The sequence below is a fragment of the Kitasatospora sp. NPDC051164 genome (assembly GCF_044455625.1).
Taxonomy (GTDB): Bacteria; Actinomycetota; Actinomycetes; order Streptomycetales; family Streptomycetaceae; genus Kitasatospora.
Window position 1 is genome coordinate 21534 of the sequence record NZ_JBITFB010000028.1, and the last position, 16804, is coordinate 38337.

Consider the following 16804-nt stretch of genomic DNA (forward strand, 5'->3'; position numbering starts at 1 on the left):
CCGCGCCGCCCGCCGCGGGGGGGGTGCGGACTGCACGGAACGGCACAGGGACGCGGTCAGGCCCGGATCTCCTTGCGGTCGCCGCTGTGGCTGATCTCGATCTTGCGGGGCTTGGCCTTCTCCGCGACCGGGATCTTCAGGGTCAGCACGCCGGCGTCGTAGTCGGCGCTGATCCCCTCGGGATCCAGGGTGTCGGAGAGCATGACCTGGCGGGAGAACACGCCGAGCGGGCGCTCGGACAGCTCCCACTTCACGCCCTCGCCCTCGTGGCGGGGGCGGCGCTCGGCCTTGACGGTCAGCGTGTTCCGCTCGACGTCGATGTCGATCGCCTGCGGGTCCACCCCGGGCAGGTCGAAGCAGATCACGTACTCGTCGCCGGCGCGGTAGGCATCCAGCGGCATCGGGGTCGGACGCGACCACGTGCCCGTCGTCGTACCCAGGAACTGCTGGGTCAGCCGGTCCAGCTCGCGGAACGGGTCGGTGCGCATCAGCATCGCGAAACACCTCCAGGATCAAAGGGGGCCAGTGCGCTTCACCTGAATCCGTTCTAACATGTCATCCATCGGATGACAAACCCCCGAGTCGCCAAAGGAGTGACACGGATGGGAAAGCGGCCCGAAGGACCCGCCACCGGCGGCGGACCGCCAGCCGGACCGGCGTCCTTCCTCGCCGCCGCAGCCCACATGCCCTCATTTCAGGCATCTTGACAAGCGTTGGCCAAGGTTCTATCCAGTTCTGTGAAGAGGTCTGCCGGGGTCGCCCGGGAGGTGGCCGTCATGACGGGATCGCGAGACCGACGCGAGCACTACGCGGTGCTGGGGGTGGAGCCCACGGCGTCCGCGCGACAGGTCACCTCGGCCTACCGCACCCTGGTCCGACTACTGCACCCCGACAGCCGACCCCGCGAGCCGGGATCGGCTGAGCGACTCGGCGCGGTGGTCGCCGCCTACGAGGTCCTGCACGATCCCGAGCTGCGGGCCGCCTACGACGCCGGACGCGAGTCCGTACGGGTCGTCCGAGAGACCGGTGGCGCGGGGTCTGTGCACGCCGCGCCGACTCCCCCCGGCGCCGCGATGCGGCACGGCTCCGAACCGCTCATTCGGGCGGGCCCGATACGGATCGAACCGCCGGGTGCCTCCGCTTGGGCCCGGGATGACCCCGGCGACCTCTGGGAATGGATACAGCACCGGCTGTGGGAGGTGGACCCATGGCTGTGAACGGCAACGAGTTCCGCACCGCCGTCGCCTGGTGGGACGGCCAGGTCACCGTCGCGGTCACGGGCGAGCTCGACCTCGCCACTGCGTCCGAGCTCGACAACCGCGTCAAGGAGTGCCTCGCGCGCAAGCCCAACCGCGTCAACCTCGACTTCGCACAGGTGAAATTCTGCGACTGCTCGGGCGCGCACGCCCTGGAACGGCTTCACCGCCAGGCGCAGGAGGAAGGCGTCGTCCTGAAGGTCACGGATGTGCGGGAACCGCGCGTCACCCGGCTGTTCGACCTTCTCGACCTCACCGACCTGGTCGAACCTCGCTAACCTGCTTGAACCCGGGACAGGCTTGCAGGGGCTGCGTACCGCGGCGCCACGCCTCACACACGCGATCCAGGGCACCGATGGCGTGAGTCGCCGGCCGCCGCTCCAAGACCGTCCGTCAGCATCGTGCGACCTCCTGATCGCCTGCGCCCGTCCGGACGTCGAGGCCGACCGACAGGCCGAACTGCCGATCAAGCGACCCGGGGCCGTCCCGGCCCAGGCAGGCTGCCGACCAGGGGGGCACCGCCGCGCGCCACGGTCCGTGGGGTAGGAAGCAGGTCGGTCTGCGCGGCCCGGATCCCCCTGGCCATACCGCGGAGCAGTCGGGGGTTTGGGTGGCTGCAGCGGGCGGCTGCGTGCCGGTTGCGTACCCTCCCGCCTCGTCCCTCCAGCCGGAGGGTTGGCTTCGGCCGAGGGACGGTGGTTCAGGACTCCTTGGGCAGTGCAGGGCTGCCGTACTCTTCGAGCGCGTCGAGCACGGTCTGTAGGTCCAGCTGGGTGTCCGTGCTGCCGGGACCGTTCGCGATGGCGGACGAGAACCGGCCGTCTGGGGAGAATTCCACCCGCAGTGTCCAGTCGAGCAGTGAGAACCGCATCGTCCCGTCCTGCTCGCCCATGACCTGCCAGCCGTAGAGGCGGGCTGTCGCGCCAAGGTCATGGGCGTCGTGGCTCATCCGAGAGGGCTCGGGTTCCGTCATGGCCCGATGCTCGCGCGACCCGTGCCTCGGCGCCAGACGCCATGCCGCACGTCTGTGGACTCCGCAGGGGGCGTGGCCGAGCCGACCTGCCGCTGTGGGGGTGCCCGCCCTACCGTGGAGGTATGGGCGACGGCCAGGTGGCCTCGGGCGTCGGCGCCTTGGTGGTGACCGGCGGCTCTGACCACCGGCCGGACGTGACTGAGTCCTCGCGGGCGATCTCGGTCCCGCGGTGTCCAACGGCGGACACGGTCAGCGGGAAGGAGCGAGAAGATGGGTACGCCTCCGAACGATCCGGTGCCGCCCAACCCGACCCCGGCGCCGGGCCCCGGTGGGCCGGAGCCCGGGCCCGTGCCCGGCCCGGTTCCCACGCCGGGCCCCGACCCCGTACCGCCGACTCCTCCGCAGCCCGAGCCCGATCCGCAGCCACCACCTGCGCCCGCACCGGAACCGTGCCCTCGCCCCGGCCCGTTGCCGGGACCTGTACCGGCGCCCGAGCCGGTCACCTGACCGGCGCGACGGAGAGGGAGACGATCATGCCCACGAAAGACGCGGTCGCCGGCAAGCGGGACTTCTCCAGGACCACCAAGCCAACCGGCAACAGGGCACCCCGGGCGGTGGGCGAACCCACTTTCGGCTCGCAGGCGTGGATCCTCAACCTGCTCGGCAGCTCGGTGTCCGTCGTCGACACCGCCACCAACACGGTCACCTGATCAGGGGCCATGGGCGACTTGTGGCACCCTACAGGGGGCAAATGGACGTTCCGGCGAATCTGCTCCGGGCAATCCGGCACGACGTCTGGACCTGCGCGGACGCAAGTCACCCTCGGTGCCGATCTGGCCGAGCAGCCCCGCCCGGCCAGACCCTCGCGGCACTCCGGGTCAGCTCAACAGCCCGTGGCGTTGTAGTTCCAGAATGCGGCCCTGGTTTGCGGTCCGGCGATCCCGTCGGGGGTTCCGGCGTTGTAGCCAGTGGCGTTCAGGAACTTCTGCAGCGCCGTGATCGTGTTGGGTCCGACGGCGCCGTCGACGGTACCGGCGTTGTAGTGCCAGGCGTTGAGCATCCTCTGCGCCGCCGCCCAGCTGTTGGGGCCCAGCTGCCCGTCGGGGGTGCCGGCGTTGAAGCCCCAGGCGTTCAGGCAGCTCTGCCAGTTCATGGCCCTGGCCGTACTCAGGCCGAGGTTGTTCACCGCGAGGATGGAGGCGTCCTGGACGCTCACCGCAGGCCTGACGGCCGGTCGGGAAGCCGCGAAGCCCGCACTCGCCCCCGCCATGCTGCCGGCGGCTATGCCGACCGCGACGGTGACGCTGACGAGGGTCCTGGCGAAGGCGTTCGATCGCATGCGTTTGCCTCTCTGATGTCCGGTCGGTCGCCTCGGGATCCGGATGGGCGACCGCAGGGGCACTGTGTTCCCTGCCCCAACAGCATCGGTCGCGGCCACCGGCGACGTCGTCCTGTTTCAACCTGGCGTGAACAACGACGTATGGGAAGAATCGGCACCCACAGCGGCACACCGGACGGGCGGCGGAGGACGGATGGTCTACCGGTTCCATTTCACCGGCGCCGACCTTGCCCGCACCCGCGTCGCAACGTCGGTGCCGCCGCTGGAAGAACTGAGCATCGCGCTGCGCGTCCTACAGGACCGCAACCAGGCACTGCGCTTCGGCGCGTGGCGCCGCGAAGTCTGGGCCCGCCTGCCGCCCCAGGCGCGCATGGTTCTCGACCTGGCACCCCGCCACGGATGGGCACCTGCCTTCCTGAGCCCGCGAGGAATCGGCAGCGTCCCCGAGTTGCTGGAGCAGGTCGCCGCCACACCGTCAAAACAACTCCGGGCAAACCTGGCCCGGATCGCCGAGCGGCAACGCATGCCCGGCTGGGCCTCCGGGTTGGGCGACGACCCCGAGGTGCTACGGCAGCTTGTCGACGCCCTCGGCCGGGTCCACGCAACCGTCCTGGCCCCGTACTGGCCCCAGGTCACCGACCAGGTCGCAGCCGACCTGGCCGTCCGGTCCCGTGAGCTCCTGCACGGTGGTGTCGAGCGGCTGCTGACCGGGCTGTGCCCGCCGCGTATCCGGTGGCGGGCACCCGTGCTGGAGGTCGACCTGGTGTCCGGACTGGAAGGTGACGTCCACCTGGGGGGCCGGGGCCTGCTGCTGATGCCGTCCGCGTTCGCCACGCAAGCACCCGTGGTCGATCCGGATGCCGAACCCCAGCCCATCCTGACCTACCCCGCCCACCGCGATGAGAAGGCCGGCCCTCTGACCCTCATGACCCCGACCGCAACGGACGGCACACCGGCACCACTGGCCGCGCTGCTGGGCCGAACCCGCGCCACCGTACTGCGCATCATCGCGCAACGCCCCGGCTGCACGACCGGTGAAATCGCCACGGCCCTGGGCGTTGGCCCCTCCAGTGCCAGTCAGCACGCCACCGTGCTGCGCGAGGCCGGCCTGATCACCACACTTCGCCACCACAACACCGCCCTTCACACGCCCACCGCCGCCGGACTCGCACTGCTGGACACCGCGTAGGAGGCACCATTGAAGTGTCTCCGTCCTCAAAACGTGCTGGTCAGCGGGGCTGGCGTGACGGTCCTTGCCCGTGCTCGTGCTCGTGCTCGTGCTGGTGGGCGGGAGTCTGCGGTCTTGATCGTCTGACGGGGCGGTTTCCCCAATTCCCCCGCCACGTGACCCGTGTCCATGCACGGCACGGCCGGCTACGCCAGTGCGGCCACCAGCTCCAGCGTGGCCGGGGCGGGCATCGCCAGCGGGCCCAAATCCTGTGCGGCTCGGGCTTGTTCGCAGCCCGGGCACTCCAGCCGGCCCGGGCCGGCCTTCTCCCGCAGCGCACCTGCGTCGGCCGCCCGGCAGCAGGAAATCGGTCTCGGTCGGCCAGGTCCGGCACAACAGCTCGGGCGGGCGTCGGTCCGCTGGTGGCGGGTCAGCCGCTGGCGTGGGCGGTGTTGTCGATCCAGTGCCGGGCAAGGGCGGTGTCGCCCTCCACGGTGATGCCGGTGATGTCGTGGCCGGTGAGCGGGAGCCGTCGGGTCAGGGTCAGCAGGAGCGAGCGTGCCGGGCCGGTGACCGTCACGTCGGCGGGCTGAATCCGAGGCTGCCACCTCGCCCCGTCGGCGTGCCGTTCCACGAACCAGGCGCCCGCGTCACCGGGCATGTCGGTGGCGAGCCACTGCAGGGTTTGCCCCGAACCGCTGATCGCTGTGGCGGACTCGGGGCGCTGCAGCTTCCACGTGGGGGAGGCGAGCATGGTGAAGTGGTTGCCGATGAGAGCCGCCGCGATGTCGGCGTCGATGTCGGTCAGTCGGTCGGCTTCGCGGGCCGTGTCGGCTGCGGCGGCCGCGTCGAAGCCGTGGACGACCGCCTCGTTGAGGAGGCTGGACATCCAAAAAAGCGCTCCCGGCCGCTCGTCTCCCGCGGCGTTGAACACCGGCGCGTCCAGCGCGTCGTCCGAGCACGCGTTCGCGGCCCGCCGCGCGGACTCCGACAGCCACGTCGGCCACTCGCGGGGGTCAGCGGGGAGTACGGCCAGCTCCGTGGGCAGCTGTGCGGGGTCCGTGATGCGCCGCTCGATGATCTCCGCGACCCAGTGCTGGGTCCGGCCCACGTGCTCGACCAGGTCGGTGACGCTCCACTCCGGAGCAGTCGGCACCGCGGCGTCGGGTCCGGCCAGGACGGCTGAGGCCGCCAGACGCTCCGTGTGCTCGACGATCGTCCGGCGGGCGCGTTCCGCGTTCAGCTCGATCATTTTCTTCGTCCCTTCGGAAGGTGCCGCTCCAGCGGTCACCGGGAAGTCCGTTGTCGCCTTGCACAGGAGAAGACCACGCCCGCGCGGGAAACTCATCGCTCACCCTCCGAAAACTTTTTCCGGCCATCACCGGGCCGGCCCCACAGTCGACCGTCAACAACCCTCCCGTCCGGACAGCGACGACGGCAGCGGACTCGCAGCAGGCGAACCGAGCGACCCGGACGACCACGCGGCCGCCACCAGGCCGCCGCCGCCGCAGCGTTCTACCGCGTGATCGACGCCGCCCACGAACGCCGGTCCATGATCGTGACCAGCAACATCCACCCGGCCGGCTTCGGCACGATCATGCCCAGACCATCGCCACCGCGGCGGTCGACCGGCTCCTGCACCACTCGCACATCGTGCTGACCGAGGCCACCAGCCTCCGCCTCGCCCGGGCCACCTACGGCCAGGGCGTCGTCCCGCTCACGTGAGCCGGAGTTGGGGTCCGGCCGGATCCCAACACCGACCGGACGAGTGACTCATGGTCATACCGCAGCGGGAGATGACTGTCCGCCCGCAAGGATCACGAACTGTCCGCCTACCCGGACGGACCAGTGTCCGTGGACATCGTCGGGCTCGTCCCCGTCCTGGGCGGTGTCGTGGTCGGCGTCGACCGGGGTTCCGTCCTCGAGCGGCGCGTCTCCGCCGTCGCCGCACGAGCAATCGAGAGTCAGGAGTCGGCCTCTGCGTCTCGCGCCCATTCCTCGCGTGGTCGCAGCCGCGCCAGGAGCCGTTGGGCTTCGTCGCGGACGCCGGCGTCCTGGTCCGTTGCCAACTCGCGGTACTGCTTGATCAGCCGGTCTGCGCCTTCGGTCGTCATCCATTCGGGGTTGCCGTCCAGGGCGGCTTGGATCTCATCCGCAGTCCAGGTTTCTGACGCGTAGCTTCTGGCCAGCAGCACGCAGCGGAGTCCGGTGGTGTCATTGCGTTCGAGCAGGGCCACCGCCGTCTCCTGGATGACCGCGGTGTTCTGAACATCCAGGAGGAGGCGGTGAAGGACGTCCGTCACCTCGTCGATCCTGTCCGATATCGCGAGCCGCCGCCCGGCAGCGGCGCGAAGGGACCAGGCCGGCGAGTCAGCATTCTGAACCGCCGTGTCCAGCTCTTGATCATCGAAGGGTGCCATGTCCCCAGCCTGCCAGGAACCCCGGCGATCTCCAGATGATTTGGGCCAGCCTCGCTGCTGCTTGGCTTTGGTCTGCGCGAGGCGGGCGTGCTACGACGAGGGGCCCGACGTCTTCGGCTCGTACACCCAAAAGCGATCGACAAGCGTCGTCGTGCTCTGTCTGGCCGTCAACCCCGATCGGCCGGGCGGCCCTGTCCCGCTCCCCAACTGGCCCGACGAGTACGGCCAGACCGGCTGACGTTTCACAGGTTCCGGGCGGACCTGGAGGGGATTTCCCGGGGCGCTGCTACCCGAGGCGCGTGGCGCCAGTATCGGGGCGCCCGCCCTGGAGGCCGTACGAACCTTGAACAGCTCCTAAAGCAACGGTAATTGCGGCTCGGCCGTCCCGGAACACCGGCGGCCGAGCCGTCACCACTCCCTGCCGCGCCTGACCAGGACCGCCAGCACCACCACGGTGGGCAGTTTGATCAGCAGGGACTCGGCAAGTGCCGCGTACGAAGCGCCCTCGCCCTCCGTCGTCATCACGTCGAAGAAGGCACCGAGCAGGATCAGGGTCATGCTCGCGGCCCCGGCCCACGCGACCGACCGTGAATGCCACACCAGGAGAAACGCGGTGACGATCAGTGCGGCGCACTGGAGCAGGTCCGTCGTGCCGATCCACACCTCGGACCAGGTCCCGGGCTCCGTTCGCCCCCACGCGTTCGACCCGAGCAGCGCCACCACGACCAGTGCACCGGCCAGCACCCTGCGCCGACGCGCCGACGCCGGATCGTCGGCCCCCAGCCAGCCGAGCAGGTCTCGCAGCGGCCGGTCCTCGCGTATCCGACTTCCCATGACCGACACCATATCGCCGCGGTACCGCGGCCCGGGCACCCGGTCCGACTGCACCTCCGCGCAGTGGCGCAGTGTGGCGGCGGCCACGGCGGCGTCGGCGGTGGGCAGTTGGGCGATGCGGGTCGCGTGGGTGCGCCCGGGACCTGGCAGAGGGAGGAGTCCTGCGAGCCGACTCCCAGCGCACCAGGTGCGGGCACGTTCCAGCGCCGGCAGATGTCGGCGTACACCTGTATCTGGCTCTGGCAGGATTTTCGTAGGCGGAGATCATCTCGTCCCGGCGGTGGGCAGGAGAGCGGCCGGACCAGGTACCCGTGGGAGCTCGCAGGGGCGGCGGCGGTCGAGCGGGCCTGGGCGGAGTCGGTACGGCGTGACAACCCTGGCAGCAGCTCACCCCACGTATAGTGCAGGCGTTTTGCGGAACTGATGACCACGTCGCCGAGGAGGCCGTTGCATGGAGCCCGTCACGCTGATCACCGGTGGATCGACCGGAATAGGTGCCGCCACCGCCCGCACCCTCCTCAAGCAGGGCCACCGTGTGGCGGTCACCGGACGTGACGCGGGGAAGCTGGCCGCCTTCGCCGCTTCGGCCGGAGCGGGTGAGCAGCTGCTGACGATCACCGGCGACGCCGCCGAGGCGGAGGACGTCGCCGCCGCCGTGCGCCGCGTGGTTCAGGCGTGGGGCCGACTGGACAACGTCATTGCCAACGCCGGTTTCTCGCTGCCCGGCAACCTGGAGAGCCACGCCCCCGAGGACATGCGCGCCATGGTCCTCACCAACGTTCTGGGCCCGGCCCTGCTGGTGCGCGAGACCCTGCCGCAGCTGAGGGCATCCAAGGGCCGGATCGTGTTCATCGGTTCCGTCGCCGGGGTGCGCAACACACCCGGCAATCTGTACTCGGTCACCAAGTGGGCTGCGCACGCGCTGGCCGAGAACACCCGGCTGCTGGTCGGCAAGGACCGAGTCGGCGTGACCGTCATCGCCCCCGGAGTGGTGGACACCGCGTTCTGGGCCGAGCGCGGCGGCACCCCTGAGGAGGCGATGACCCCCGAGCAGATCGCGGCCACGATCGCCTTCGCGCTCAACCAGCCTGCGGGCGTGGACATCAACCAGATCACCATGCGGCCGACCGGGCAGCTTGGCTGACGCGAGTACGGCGATCGAAGCGGAGCTGAAAGCCGTCGTCCGCGATGCCGAGGGCGTCGTGGCGCAGCTGGAGGAGGCGTACGGCCCCGGGGCGCCGCTTCAGTTCCCCGCACCGGTGCCCAGGTGGTGCCAGGCGTGGCCGCACCCGTTGGCGCAGAACCGAGCCCTCCGCCGCTCGTCAGCCACGCCGAGCAGTGCGACCAACAGCCGGAACGCCTTGACGCGCTCGTCCTGCCGCAGATTGACGATCTTTGTGAGCTGCTCGGTGAGGTGCCCGCGCGTGAGCAGCACGGCCGGGGTGTGGGTGGGCCGGATCCCGGCCCTGCGGATGCTCTCCGGTCCGTCCTCGATGACGGCGCGGGCCTGGATGCAGAACCCTGCCAGGTCGCGCAGGACTTCGAACCTCTCGGTGCCGGCCAGACCCTCGAACCAGTCGACACCCTGATCAAGCGGACGGATGCCTTGCGCCAGCCCGTTCAGGACCACCGCGCGCTCGTCCATCCCACCCCACCTCCACAACGCCCCGACCCATCAACCGTGCACGGTCATCGAAGCAGATCACGCAGCCGCACTGGAGTACTAGCCGCAACGCCGTTCAGTTAGGGCTTGCAGAGGATTAACTCGCGGTCTTGATCTCTGCCAGGAGGGTGATGCCCTGGCTTGAGGCGAGCTCGAAGAGCGCGTCCAGGTTGGCAAGTTGGGGTTCGGCGGGCTCGATGATGCGGTCGGCGGCCTGGAGGAGCTGGCGGATGTCGCGGCTGCGGCGGTTGACGGTTTCGGGTGTGACGCCGAAGAGTCGGGCGACGGCGACCTGCGGGAGGCCGAGCCGCTGGTGGAGCAGGACGGCCAGGAGGCGGTCGGCGAGGGTGGGGACGGGGCGGCGGCCGGTGGTTCCGTCGCCCTTGATGCGGGGCCGGTGCCCGCGCCGCTTTTCGAGCTGGCCCTCGCGCTGGGTGTCGTGGAGGGCCAGGAGCTGGGCGGTCAGGCCGTTCCATTCGGTTGCGGTGAGCCCGGTGAACGTCGGATGCCGCAGCCAGGCGAGGTCGGGACTGGGCTGGTCGAACGGGTCCGGGGCTTCGTTGATCTCGGCGTAGGGCTCGGGGCGGAGGGTGTAGTTCCAGTCGCCTGCCAGGTGTGCCGGTCCAGCGGCAAGGCATTTGTCTGCCGGTCGCCGACGGTCACGCCGGTTGGGTAGGTGCTGGTGTCGAGTTCGGCGTGGACGGTCATCCCGGTGCGGGTGCGAGTCGCGGCGATGCTGTTCACGATGACCTCGTGACTGGTCAACGGCCTGCCGCGCCAGTTCAGCGTGATGTGCGAGAACAGCCGGTGTTCGACCTTGTTCCATTTCGAAGTGCCGGGAGGAAAGTGACACACAGTGATCTCCAGGCCCGTTTCCACCGCGAAGGCAGCGAGTTCGGCCTTCCAGGCACGGGTGCGGTAGCCGTTGGAGCCGCCCGCATCCGCCGTGATCAGCAGCCGGGTGGCCCCCGGATAGTCGCTGTGTCCTTGCCCGTGCCACCAGCCGGCGGGGCCGAGCGGGCCCGCGCCAGAGCTCGTCCTGACCGACGCGCCCCTGCCCTGCGACACCTCGCTGATCCCGGGCGCCCTGGGCCGCTTCAACACCGGCATCGACGACTGCCGCTCCCCGGCCGTTCCGGTCCGTGCCCGGCAGCCGCCGCATACTGCCCGGGACTCACTCAGGCGAGGGCAGTGCTGTCGGTGGTCGCGTGCAGGCCTGACGCATCCGAAGGCGCTCCCCGGCGCCGGTACGCCTGGTGGTCCGGACGGCTGCCGTCCGGGCCACCAGGCGTACCGGCTGTCAGGTCGCCGGGCCGTCAGGCGGCCGCCGTGGCCTGGCGGACGGCGGGGCCGACGGGTTCGAAGCCCTTGACGATCAGCCGCAGGGCCAGCGTCACCTCCCAGACGAACACCGGCAGCGCCGCCAGCGACCCCGCGGTCGAGACCTGCTCGTAGCGGCCGAACAGTACGGCGGTCGCCGAGGCGCAGATCAACGGCCCCCCGACGAGCCCGAGCACCGCCACGAAGCGCGGCACCAGCCGTGCGCGGTACAGCAGGCAGGCGAGCACCAGGGTGTTGGCACCCAGTACGAAGTTGGGCCCGATGAGGAAGGTCCAGTCGTGGACCGCCACCAGGGCCCGACCCGCCGTCCGCACCGCAGCGGCGTCGGAGCCCGTGGCGCCGGCCGCGAAGTCCTGCCGGAGGGTCACCACCGACAGGACGCCGATGATGCCGACGACGATGACGGCGGCCTCCAGCAGGCGGGCACAGACGTAGCCGAGTGCGGCCCCCTCGTGCTGCCGCCGCAGGACGGGGTACAGCGTGACCCCGGTGCCGACGACCGCCGCCGCGAGCAGCAGTTCGAACAGCGCCCCGAGGAACACCCTGCCGTCGGCGCCGGGGCCGGTCACGTAGTCGGCGCCCTTCAGGACGGGCCCGTACAGCACGAGGCCGCCGACCGCGGTGATCTCGGTGACAAGGAACAGGACACCCGCGACGACCGCGGTTCCTCTGGTTGGGCTCACGTGGACACTCCCCTCGAAAGGTGTACGGCGTACACCTGGCACTCACGGTAGGCGTACGCCGTACACTCGTCAAGCCGGAACACCGGTCCGGCAGTCGAACCGAGGGAGACCGGAGATGGCCCAGCCGACGGACGCGGCCCGACGGGCCCCCCTGAGCAGGGACCGGGTGCTGCGCGCCGCCGTCGCGCTCGCCGACGGGACGGGGATCGAGGCGCTCAGCATGCGCCGGCTCGCCCAGGAGCTGGGCGTGGTGCCGATGGCGCTCTACAAGCACGTCGCCAACAAGGAGGAGCTGCTGGACGGCATGGTCGACGCGGTGGTCGGCGGGATCGGGTCGCCGGACCCCGGCCCCGACTGGCGCGCCGCCGTCCGCGGGCGGATCCTCGCGGCCCGGGAGGCGCTGCGGAGCCACCCCTGGGCCCTGCAGGTGATCCGGTCCCGGAGCGGCCCCACGCCGGCGCTGCTCGCCCACATGGACGCGGTGATCGGCAGCTTCCGGACCGGCGGGCTCTCGGTCGACCTCACCCATCACGTGATGCACGCCCTGGGCAGTCGCATTCTCGGCTTCACCCAGGAGGTCTTCGACGCTCCGCCCGCCACCGCCACCGCGCCCGGTACTGGGCCCGACCCGCGTGCCGCCGAGCAGGACGCAACGTTCCGGCAGCTGGCGGAGCGGTACCCCTACGTCGCGGAGCTGGCCGGGGCAAGCGCCCACGACGACGACTCCGTGGTGGGCCAGGGCTGCGACGACCAGTTCGAGTTCGAGTTCGCGCTCGACCTGCTGCTGGACGGCTTCGAACGGCTCCGGCAGCAGGGCTGGACCTCCTCCGCCGCCGGCGGACGGGCCGACTGACCAGAGGCCCACCAGACCCGGCACGACGTAAGGCCTGCGGGGCGCGGGACCGGACGCCACGTCCGGCCCTCGTTCAGACTCCTCGCCCGCCACGCCGGCCGCTCGACGGTGGGCACGGCGTTCCCGCGGCAGGCCCAGCGCAAGGCCCGCCGCAAGTACGAGAACCGCGTCAGCATCCGCACGCCGGCCGGGCCAGGTGCCGGCCTGCGGGTCCGCGGCCGGGCAGCCGGTCGGCCGGAGACGAGGGCGACCCCGTTCCCGAGGTCGTCGCAGACCTCGGTCCAACCGGCCAGGCGGCCGCGCTGTTCGAGAGCCCGGACGCCGGGGGCGGCTGGCCAGGTGAGGTGGACCAGGCCGTCGCCGAGGGCGGAGTCGCGGCGCGCCTCACCCAGGCCGCGATCGGTGGGCTGCGTCCAGCCGGTGGCCTGGCTCAGCCCCAGCTTGGGCACCGACACCTCGTCGGGAAGCCGCCTGAGCGACCGGAGCGACCGGAGCGACCGAGGCCGCGGATTGGTCGGTGGCGGCGCGGTGGCGGCCGGCCCGGTGGAGCACGACCGGGCCGAGGTCGCCGGTGGTGAAGGTCTGGGGCCGCCGAAGTGGTCGGCGACGAACCGGCCGGGTTTCCCGATGGAGCGGTCTCCCACCACCTTGCGGACGAGCAGCGAGTGACGGAAGCAACGGGCCGGCCGGCTGCCAGAGCTCCCCAGGAACCAGACGGTTCGATAGATCAGCACCCCCGACCGGCATCATGGCGCACGAACATCAAGTCACGTGGGACAACCTCTAAGCCTTGATTGGCGCGGCCGATCTGGCGACCTGCTCGATCTTCGCGCAGTAGGCTGCACGGGCCTCCTCGTCGATTTGCTTCCCGTGTTCGGGGCGCACCCCGGTCCGGCCGTCGAGGCCCTCGCGCAGGATGTCGGCGTGCCCGGCATGCCGGTTGGACTCGCCGAGGACATGGACCATGACGGCGAACAGGTTCGTGTTGGGACAAGGCTCCGGCCACCACGGCACGTGGCCGGGGGCGTCGAGGGGAAGCTCGTTGATCGTCGCGTCCGAGTGTTCCCACGTGCGCCGGTAGAACCCGATGATCTGATCGCGGGTCTCGTCCTCGGTCGCCCACAGATCGCTGCCGTCATGGTCCTGCCACCGGGGCAGCGGTTCCGGGGAAGGGCGGTCGAAGACCTCGCCGAAGTATCTGGCCTCGACGGTGGCCACGTGTTTGACCAGGCCGAGGAGGTTGGTCCCGGTCGCTGTCAAAGGTCGGCGGGCGTCGTATTCGGACAAGCCGTCGAGTTTCCAGAGCAGCGCGTTGCGGTCCCGCCGCAGTCTCCCGTGCAGGTTGTCTTTCGCGAATTCATCGATCATGCGGCATGAGCCTGCCATGGGCTGCTCGTGGTCTCAAGATCCCGTACGTGGTCCGCAACGACTGGCAGAGCCGAGGCCAGGCCATGGCCGCCGCCCTGACCTGCTACAAGAAGCTCTCGAAACTTGCCACGTGAGACAACCTCCTAGGCACGGACTGTCCCGGTCCTCGGGCAGTGGTTCCGGATCACCCGTGTCGGGGCTTCCGGACCTGCCGATCTGGTGAGTCCTCGCCGTCCTGAAGACCGGCTCGCCTTCAGCCTCCGGCCGCACCGGGCGGCCGGGCAGGCTGTCCCGGCCGGGCGGGCCGGGACGGCGCGGCGTTCGCCGTACGGGCGGCCTGGCGTTGATCCAGGCGGCGCGGTCGTCCGGGTTGTCGAGCGTGTCGCTCATGGAGTGCCGTCCGGCGCGGCCGTACCGCCACCACACCGGGCCCGGCGCAGGTTGCGGCCGGCGGCAGGGGCAGCAGCGGGCCCGGCGGCGTAAGGCCTCGGGGCGGGTGTCCGGGAGGGCCGAGAGCAGGCGGATTGAGCCACGGCGGAACCTGGGATCAGGCATTGAAAAACCGGAATCCGGGTTCATACTTGTGGTATGTCGGACGAGCGGGAACCGCGTACGAGCTGGACGTTCCTGACGAACCACGCCCGTGTGCTGTTGATGATCTCGCGTGACGCGGAAGTGCGGTTGCGAGATCTCGCCGCAGTATGCGGAGTGACCGAGCGGGCCGTTCAGGGGATCGTCACCGATCTTGAGAACGCCGGCTACCTGACCCACACCCGGCACGGACGCCGCAACCACTACCGCGTCGTACACGGCACGCACTTCCGCCACCCTGCCGAGGCCCCTCACGAGATCGCCGGTCTGCTGGCCCTGTTCGCCGATGTCGATCCTGGTTCCGGCCCCGGTACCGCCACCTCACCTTCCAGGGGTGATCATCATGACGAGTACGCGTGAGCCCGCCCCCGACCTCCTCCGGCGCAGCGCCGCACCGTGTCCCTGTGGCGGGCGATCGCGGAACCGGGCGTCCGGACACGTCGAGGTCCTCGCCGGCCACCGCGCCGGTGTAGGGCACCCCGCCCCGGGCGCCACCCCCGACGGTCCGGCCGCCGACGGGCCCGGCTGCTGAGAAGGGCGGTGAGTTCGGTGCTCCAGCCCAGCGAATCCGTTCTGCGGGTCACCACACCGCGCCTGCGAATCACCACGACGCGCTCCGGGACGGCGGTGACCGTCCGTCTCGACGGTGAAGTCGACCAGGGCGACCGCGGCATACTCGAGGACGTCCTCGCGAAGGCGCTCGCGGACAGCCCCGCGCGGCTGATCATCGACCTGGCCGGGCTGACCTTCTGCTACTCCGTGTGTCTCAACGCCCTGCTCACCGTACGGCTGCAGGCGGAAGCCGCGGGCGTGAGGATGGTGCTGGCCGCGCCGCCGGCCCAGACCCGGCGACTGCTGGAGATCACCGGCGCCGACGAGGTCTTCCCCATCCACGCCACCGTTCCCGTCGCCCTGCTGGCCGGCGCCGGCCGGCAGCCACGCTGAGGGGGCCCGCCGTGGACGCCCCCGCGCGGTACGCGGTGACCCTGCCCGGACTGCCCGGCCGGCACGGCCCGCCGGAAGTCGTCGTCGTCCACGCCACCGGAACGGTGACAGCGGACGGGGTACCGGTATACGCGGACGAAGCCGGCGCCTTCCAGGTGGAGATCACCGGGGAGGTGGCACGGCCCCTCACGGAGCCGGCCGGGCCCGGCCGGCACACCTGCCTGCACGCCGTACCACTGCCCTGACGCCCCCTCGGACGGCGCGCCAGGCCCCGCCGATGGGCTTCCCGCCGATGGGCTTCCCGCCGTGGGCATGGTCAGGGCGGTCGAGCAGGTCGTCCATGAGGCGGAACTCCAGCTCACCGACGGGCCGTGGGAACTCGCCGCGACCGACTCCGCCCTGCGCCGCCGGACGGCCGCGGCGCCCCACCGTTGCGGAGAGGGGTGGGGTGGGGCGAGGTGGCGGTGGTGCCGCCCCGGGTCAAGCCGCGGTGGTGAGGTCGGCGCGGCCGAACAGGAGGGCGTAGCCGCGGGGCAGGCCGGCGAGGAGACGGTCAGTGAGGTGCTCCCCGGCGAGGTCGCTCAGGGCCGCCAGGACAGAGGAGCTGTCCCAACGGGCGCCGGTGAGGCTGGTGTTCAGGGCGCGGGCGACGGCTTCGACGAAGGCGGGTGCGGCGACCGGCCGGGGCAGCGGGATCTGCGAGACGAGGACGGCGCGGGCCCGCTGGGGCAGGGCTTGGGCGAGGTCGCAGCGTTCCTCGCCGGTGAGCTGGGAGCCGAGGACGGAAAGGACCGCGTGCAGGACGCGTTCGGCTTCCTCGTCGCAGGTGTAGCGGCCGAGGTTGCGGACCTGCTGGAGAAGGAGGCAGTACCGGGTCATGACGGTGGCCTTCCGGGGCGGTGGCCGGCCGGGCAGTTGCGGCGGCACGGGGCGGTTTTCAGGGGCGGTGGCCGGGCTGGGGCCGGCCGAACAGGAGGTCGTAGCCGGGCGGCAGCTGGAGCAGGACACGCTCGGTGAGATCGTCTCCGGCCGCGTCGGCCACGGTGGACAGAACGGCGCCGATGTCCCACAGGGCCGTGGCTTCGGTGGCGCCCTCGATCCAGGCCGCGGTCGCGCGCACGAACCGCTCGGACGTGAGCGGCTCGGCGGCCTGCAGCGGGTTGAGAAGGATCAGGGCGAGGGTCTCGGGCAGCCGGGCCGCGAGGTCGGCGCGGACCTGGCCGACGAGGTGGGCGCCGAGCAGGGCCAGGACGACACGCGCCGCCCGCTCGGCCTCCCCAGGGGTGTCGTACTCACCGCGTTCCTGAACCGTGTCCAGGAACGCTTCCCATCGAAGAGTCACCGCAGTTCTCCCTCCGTCGCACGGCACG

22 protein-coding genes and 1 pseudogene are annotated in these 16804 nt (G+C 71.0%); 10 read left to right on the top strand and 13 right to left on the bottom strand.

Annotated elements, in window-relative coordinates:
- Positions 1-56: 56 nt before the first annotated feature.
- On the bottom strand, positions 57-494 hold the full coding sequence (locus tag ACIBEC_RS34340; RefSeq protein ID WP_360508910.1) for an Hsp20/alpha crystallin family protein: 438 nt from the start codon (positions 492-494) through the stop codon (positions 57-59).
- A 282-nt stretch (positions 495-776) separates the two neighbouring features.
- On the opposite strand from ACIBEC_RS34340, the gene ACIBEC_RS34345 reads away from it, so the two are divergent.
- A complete protein-coding gene (locus ACIBEC_RS34345; RefSeq protein ID WP_360508912.1) occupies positions 777-1217 on the top strand; it encodes a J domain-containing protein in 441 nt (146 codons plus the stop codon).
- A complete protein-coding gene (locus ACIBEC_RS34350; protein WP_360508913.1) occupies positions 1208-1534 on the top strand; it encodes an STAS domain-containing protein in 327 nt (108 codons plus the stop codon). The genes ACIBEC_RS34345 and ACIBEC_RS34350 overlap by 10 nt, the downstream gene beginning before the upstream one ends.
- 422 nt (positions 1535-1956) lie before the next feature.
- On the opposite strand, the gene ACIBEC_RS34355 is transcribed toward ACIBEC_RS34350, so the two are convergent.
- Complete coding sequence (locus tag ACIBEC_RS34355; protein ID WP_360508915.1) at positions 1957-2229, bottom strand: hypothetical protein; 273 nt, start codon at positions 2227-2229, stop codon at positions 1957-1959.
- A gap of 533 nt (positions 2230-2762) precedes the next feature.
- Between ACIBEC_RS34355 and ACIBEC_RS34360 the strand changes: the two genes are divergently transcribed.
- A complete protein-coding gene (locus tag ACIBEC_RS34360; protein ID WP_360508917.1) occupies positions 2763-2939 on the top strand; it encodes a hypothetical protein in 177 nt (58 codons plus the stop codon).
- Between the two features lie 173 nt (positions 2940-3112).
- On the opposite strand, the gene ACIBEC_RS34365 is transcribed toward ACIBEC_RS34360, so the two are convergent.
- Positions 3113-3568 (bottom strand): peptidoglycan-binding domain-containing protein, encoded by a 456-nt coding sequence (locus ACIBEC_RS34365; protein ID WP_360508919.1) that lies wholly within the window; start codon positions 3566-3568, stop codon positions 3113-3115.
- Between the two features lie 193 nt (positions 3569-3761).
- Here ACIBEC_RS34365 and ACIBEC_RS34370 point away from each other — a divergent pair, with 193 nt between their 5' ends.
- Positions 3762-4757 (top strand): MarR family transcriptional regulator, encoded by a 996-nt coding sequence (locus tag ACIBEC_RS34370; RefSeq protein ID WP_396289699.1) that lies wholly within the window; start codon positions 3762-3764, stop codon positions 4755-4757.
- A gap of 409 nt (positions 4758-5166) precedes the next feature.
- Here the strand turns inward: ACIBEC_RS34370 and ACIBEC_RS34375 are convergent, their stop codons facing one another.
- From ACIBEC_RS34375 to ACIBEC_RS34390, 4 genes are all read right to left on the bottom strand, one after another.
- A complete protein-coding gene (locus ACIBEC_RS34375) occupies positions 5167-5988 on the bottom strand; it encodes a maleylpyruvate isomerase N-terminal domain-containing protein (RefSeq protein ID WP_360508923.1) in 822 nt (273 codons plus the stop codon).
- Positions 5989-6251: 263 nt separating this feature from the next.
- Positions 6252-6380: a hypothetical protein gene (locus ACIBEC_RS34380; protein WP_360508925.1), complete on the bottom strand. Its 129-nt coding sequence runs from the start codon at positions 6378-6380 to the stop codon at positions 6252-6254.
- Positions 6381-6700: 320 nt separating this feature from the next.
- Positions 6701-7156 (bottom strand): hypothetical protein, encoded by a 456-nt coding sequence (locus ACIBEC_RS34385; protein ID WP_360508927.1) that lies wholly within the window; start codon positions 7154-7156, stop codon positions 6701-6703.
- Positions 7157-7564: 408 nt separating this feature from the next.
- Positions 7565-7990 carry a hypothetical protein gene (locus tag ACIBEC_RS34390; protein WP_360508929.1) on the bottom strand — a complete coding sequence of 142 codons (426 nt, stop codon included), beginning with the start codon at positions 7988-7990 and terminating at the stop codon, positions 7565-7567.
- Positions 7991-8441: 451 nt separating this feature from the next.
- Between ACIBEC_RS34390 and ACIBEC_RS34395 the strand changes: the two genes are divergently transcribed.
- Positions 8442-9134: an SDR family oxidoreductase gene (locus tag ACIBEC_RS34395; protein WP_360508931.1), complete on the top strand. Its 693-nt coding sequence runs from the start codon at positions 8442-8444 to the stop codon at positions 9132-9134.
- Between the two features lie 99 nt (positions 9135-9233).
- Here ACIBEC_RS34395 and ACIBEC_RS34400 read toward each other — a convergent pair whose 3' ends face one another.
- The 3 genes and pseudogenes from ACIBEC_RS34400 to ACIBEC_RS34410 all read right to left on the bottom strand — a co-directional run bounded on the left by ACIBEC_RS34400 (position 9234) and on the right by ACIBEC_RS34410 (position 11677).
- Positions 9234-9635, bottom strand: a complete 402-nt coding sequence (locus tag ACIBEC_RS34400; RefSeq protein ID WP_360508933.1) for a DUF5958 family protein — start codon at positions 9633-9635, stop codon at positions 9234-9236.
- A gap of 115 nt (positions 9636-9750) precedes the next feature.
- Positions 9751-10655 (bottom strand): annotated as a pseudogene (locus ACIBEC_RS34405) (ISAzo13 family transposase); the annotation flags it as partial.
- A 314-nt stretch (positions 10656-10969) separates the two neighbouring features.
- The gene (locus ACIBEC_RS34410; RefSeq protein WP_360506752.1) at positions 10970-11677 is read right to left on the bottom strand and encodes a DUF4386 domain-containing protein; all 708 of its coding nucleotides are present in this window, start codon (positions 11675-11677) and stop codon (positions 10970-10972) included.
- A 115-nt stretch (positions 11678-11792) separates the two neighbouring features.
- On the opposite strand from ACIBEC_RS34410, the gene ACIBEC_RS34415 reads away from it, so the two are divergent.
- The gene (locus ACIBEC_RS34415; protein WP_360506749.1) at positions 11793-12530 is read left to right on the top strand and encodes a TetR/AcrR family transcriptional regulator C-terminal domain-containing protein; all 738 of its coding nucleotides are present in this window, start codon (positions 11793-11795) and stop codon (positions 12528-12530) included.
- 783 nt (positions 12531-13313) lie between these two features.
- Here the strand turns inward: ACIBEC_RS34415 and ACIBEC_RS34420 are convergent.
- Complete coding sequence (locus ACIBEC_RS34420; RefSeq protein WP_360506746.1) at positions 13314-13898, bottom strand: DinB family protein; 585 nt, start codon at positions 13896-13898, stop codon at positions 13314-13316.
- A 5-nt stretch (positions 13899-13903) separates the two neighbouring features.
- Between ACIBEC_RS34420 and ACIBEC_RS34425 the strand changes: the two genes are divergently transcribed.
- The 4 genes from ACIBEC_RS34425 to ACIBEC_RS34440 all read left to right on the top strand — a co-directional run bounded on the left by ACIBEC_RS34425 (position 13904) and on the right by ACIBEC_RS34440 (position 15679).
- Positions 13904-14032, top strand: a complete 129-nt coding sequence (locus ACIBEC_RS34425; RefSeq protein ID WP_360506744.1) for a hypothetical protein — start codon at positions 13904-13906, stop codon at positions 14030-14032.
- 454 nt (positions 14033-14486) lie between these two features.
- Positions 14487-14849: a helix-turn-helix domain-containing protein gene (locus ACIBEC_RS34430; RefSeq protein ID WP_360506741.1), complete on the top strand. Its 363-nt coding sequence runs from the start codon at positions 14487-14489 to the stop codon at positions 14847-14849.
- A 180-nt stretch (positions 14850-15029) separates the two neighbouring features.
- Entirely contained in the window at positions 15030-15434 is a 405-nt protein-coding gene (locus ACIBEC_RS34435; protein WP_360506739.1) for an STAS domain-containing protein, read from the top strand.
- An 11-nt stretch (positions 15435-15445) separates the two neighbouring features.
- On the top strand, positions 15446-15679 hold the full coding sequence (locus tag ACIBEC_RS34440) for a DUF6296 family protein (RefSeq protein ID WP_360506736.1): 234 nt from the start codon (positions 15446-15448) through the stop codon (positions 15677-15679).
- Between the two features lie 235 nt (positions 15680-15914).
- On the opposite strand, the gene ACIBEC_RS34445 is transcribed toward ACIBEC_RS34440, so the two are convergent.
- Together ACIBEC_RS34445 and ACIBEC_RS34450 are read right to left on the bottom strand one after the other, a co-directional pair.
- Positions 15915-16313 (bottom strand): DUF2267 domain-containing protein, encoded by a 399-nt coding sequence (locus tag ACIBEC_RS34445; RefSeq protein WP_360506733.1) that lies wholly within the window; start codon positions 16311-16313, stop codon positions 15915-15917.
- Between the two features lie 58 nt (positions 16314-16371).
- Positions 16372-16776, bottom strand: a complete 405-nt coding sequence (locus ACIBEC_RS34450; RefSeq protein WP_360506730.1) for a DUF2267 domain-containing protein — start codon at positions 16774-16776, stop codon at positions 16372-16374.
- Positions 16777-16804 lie beyond the last annotated feature (28 nt).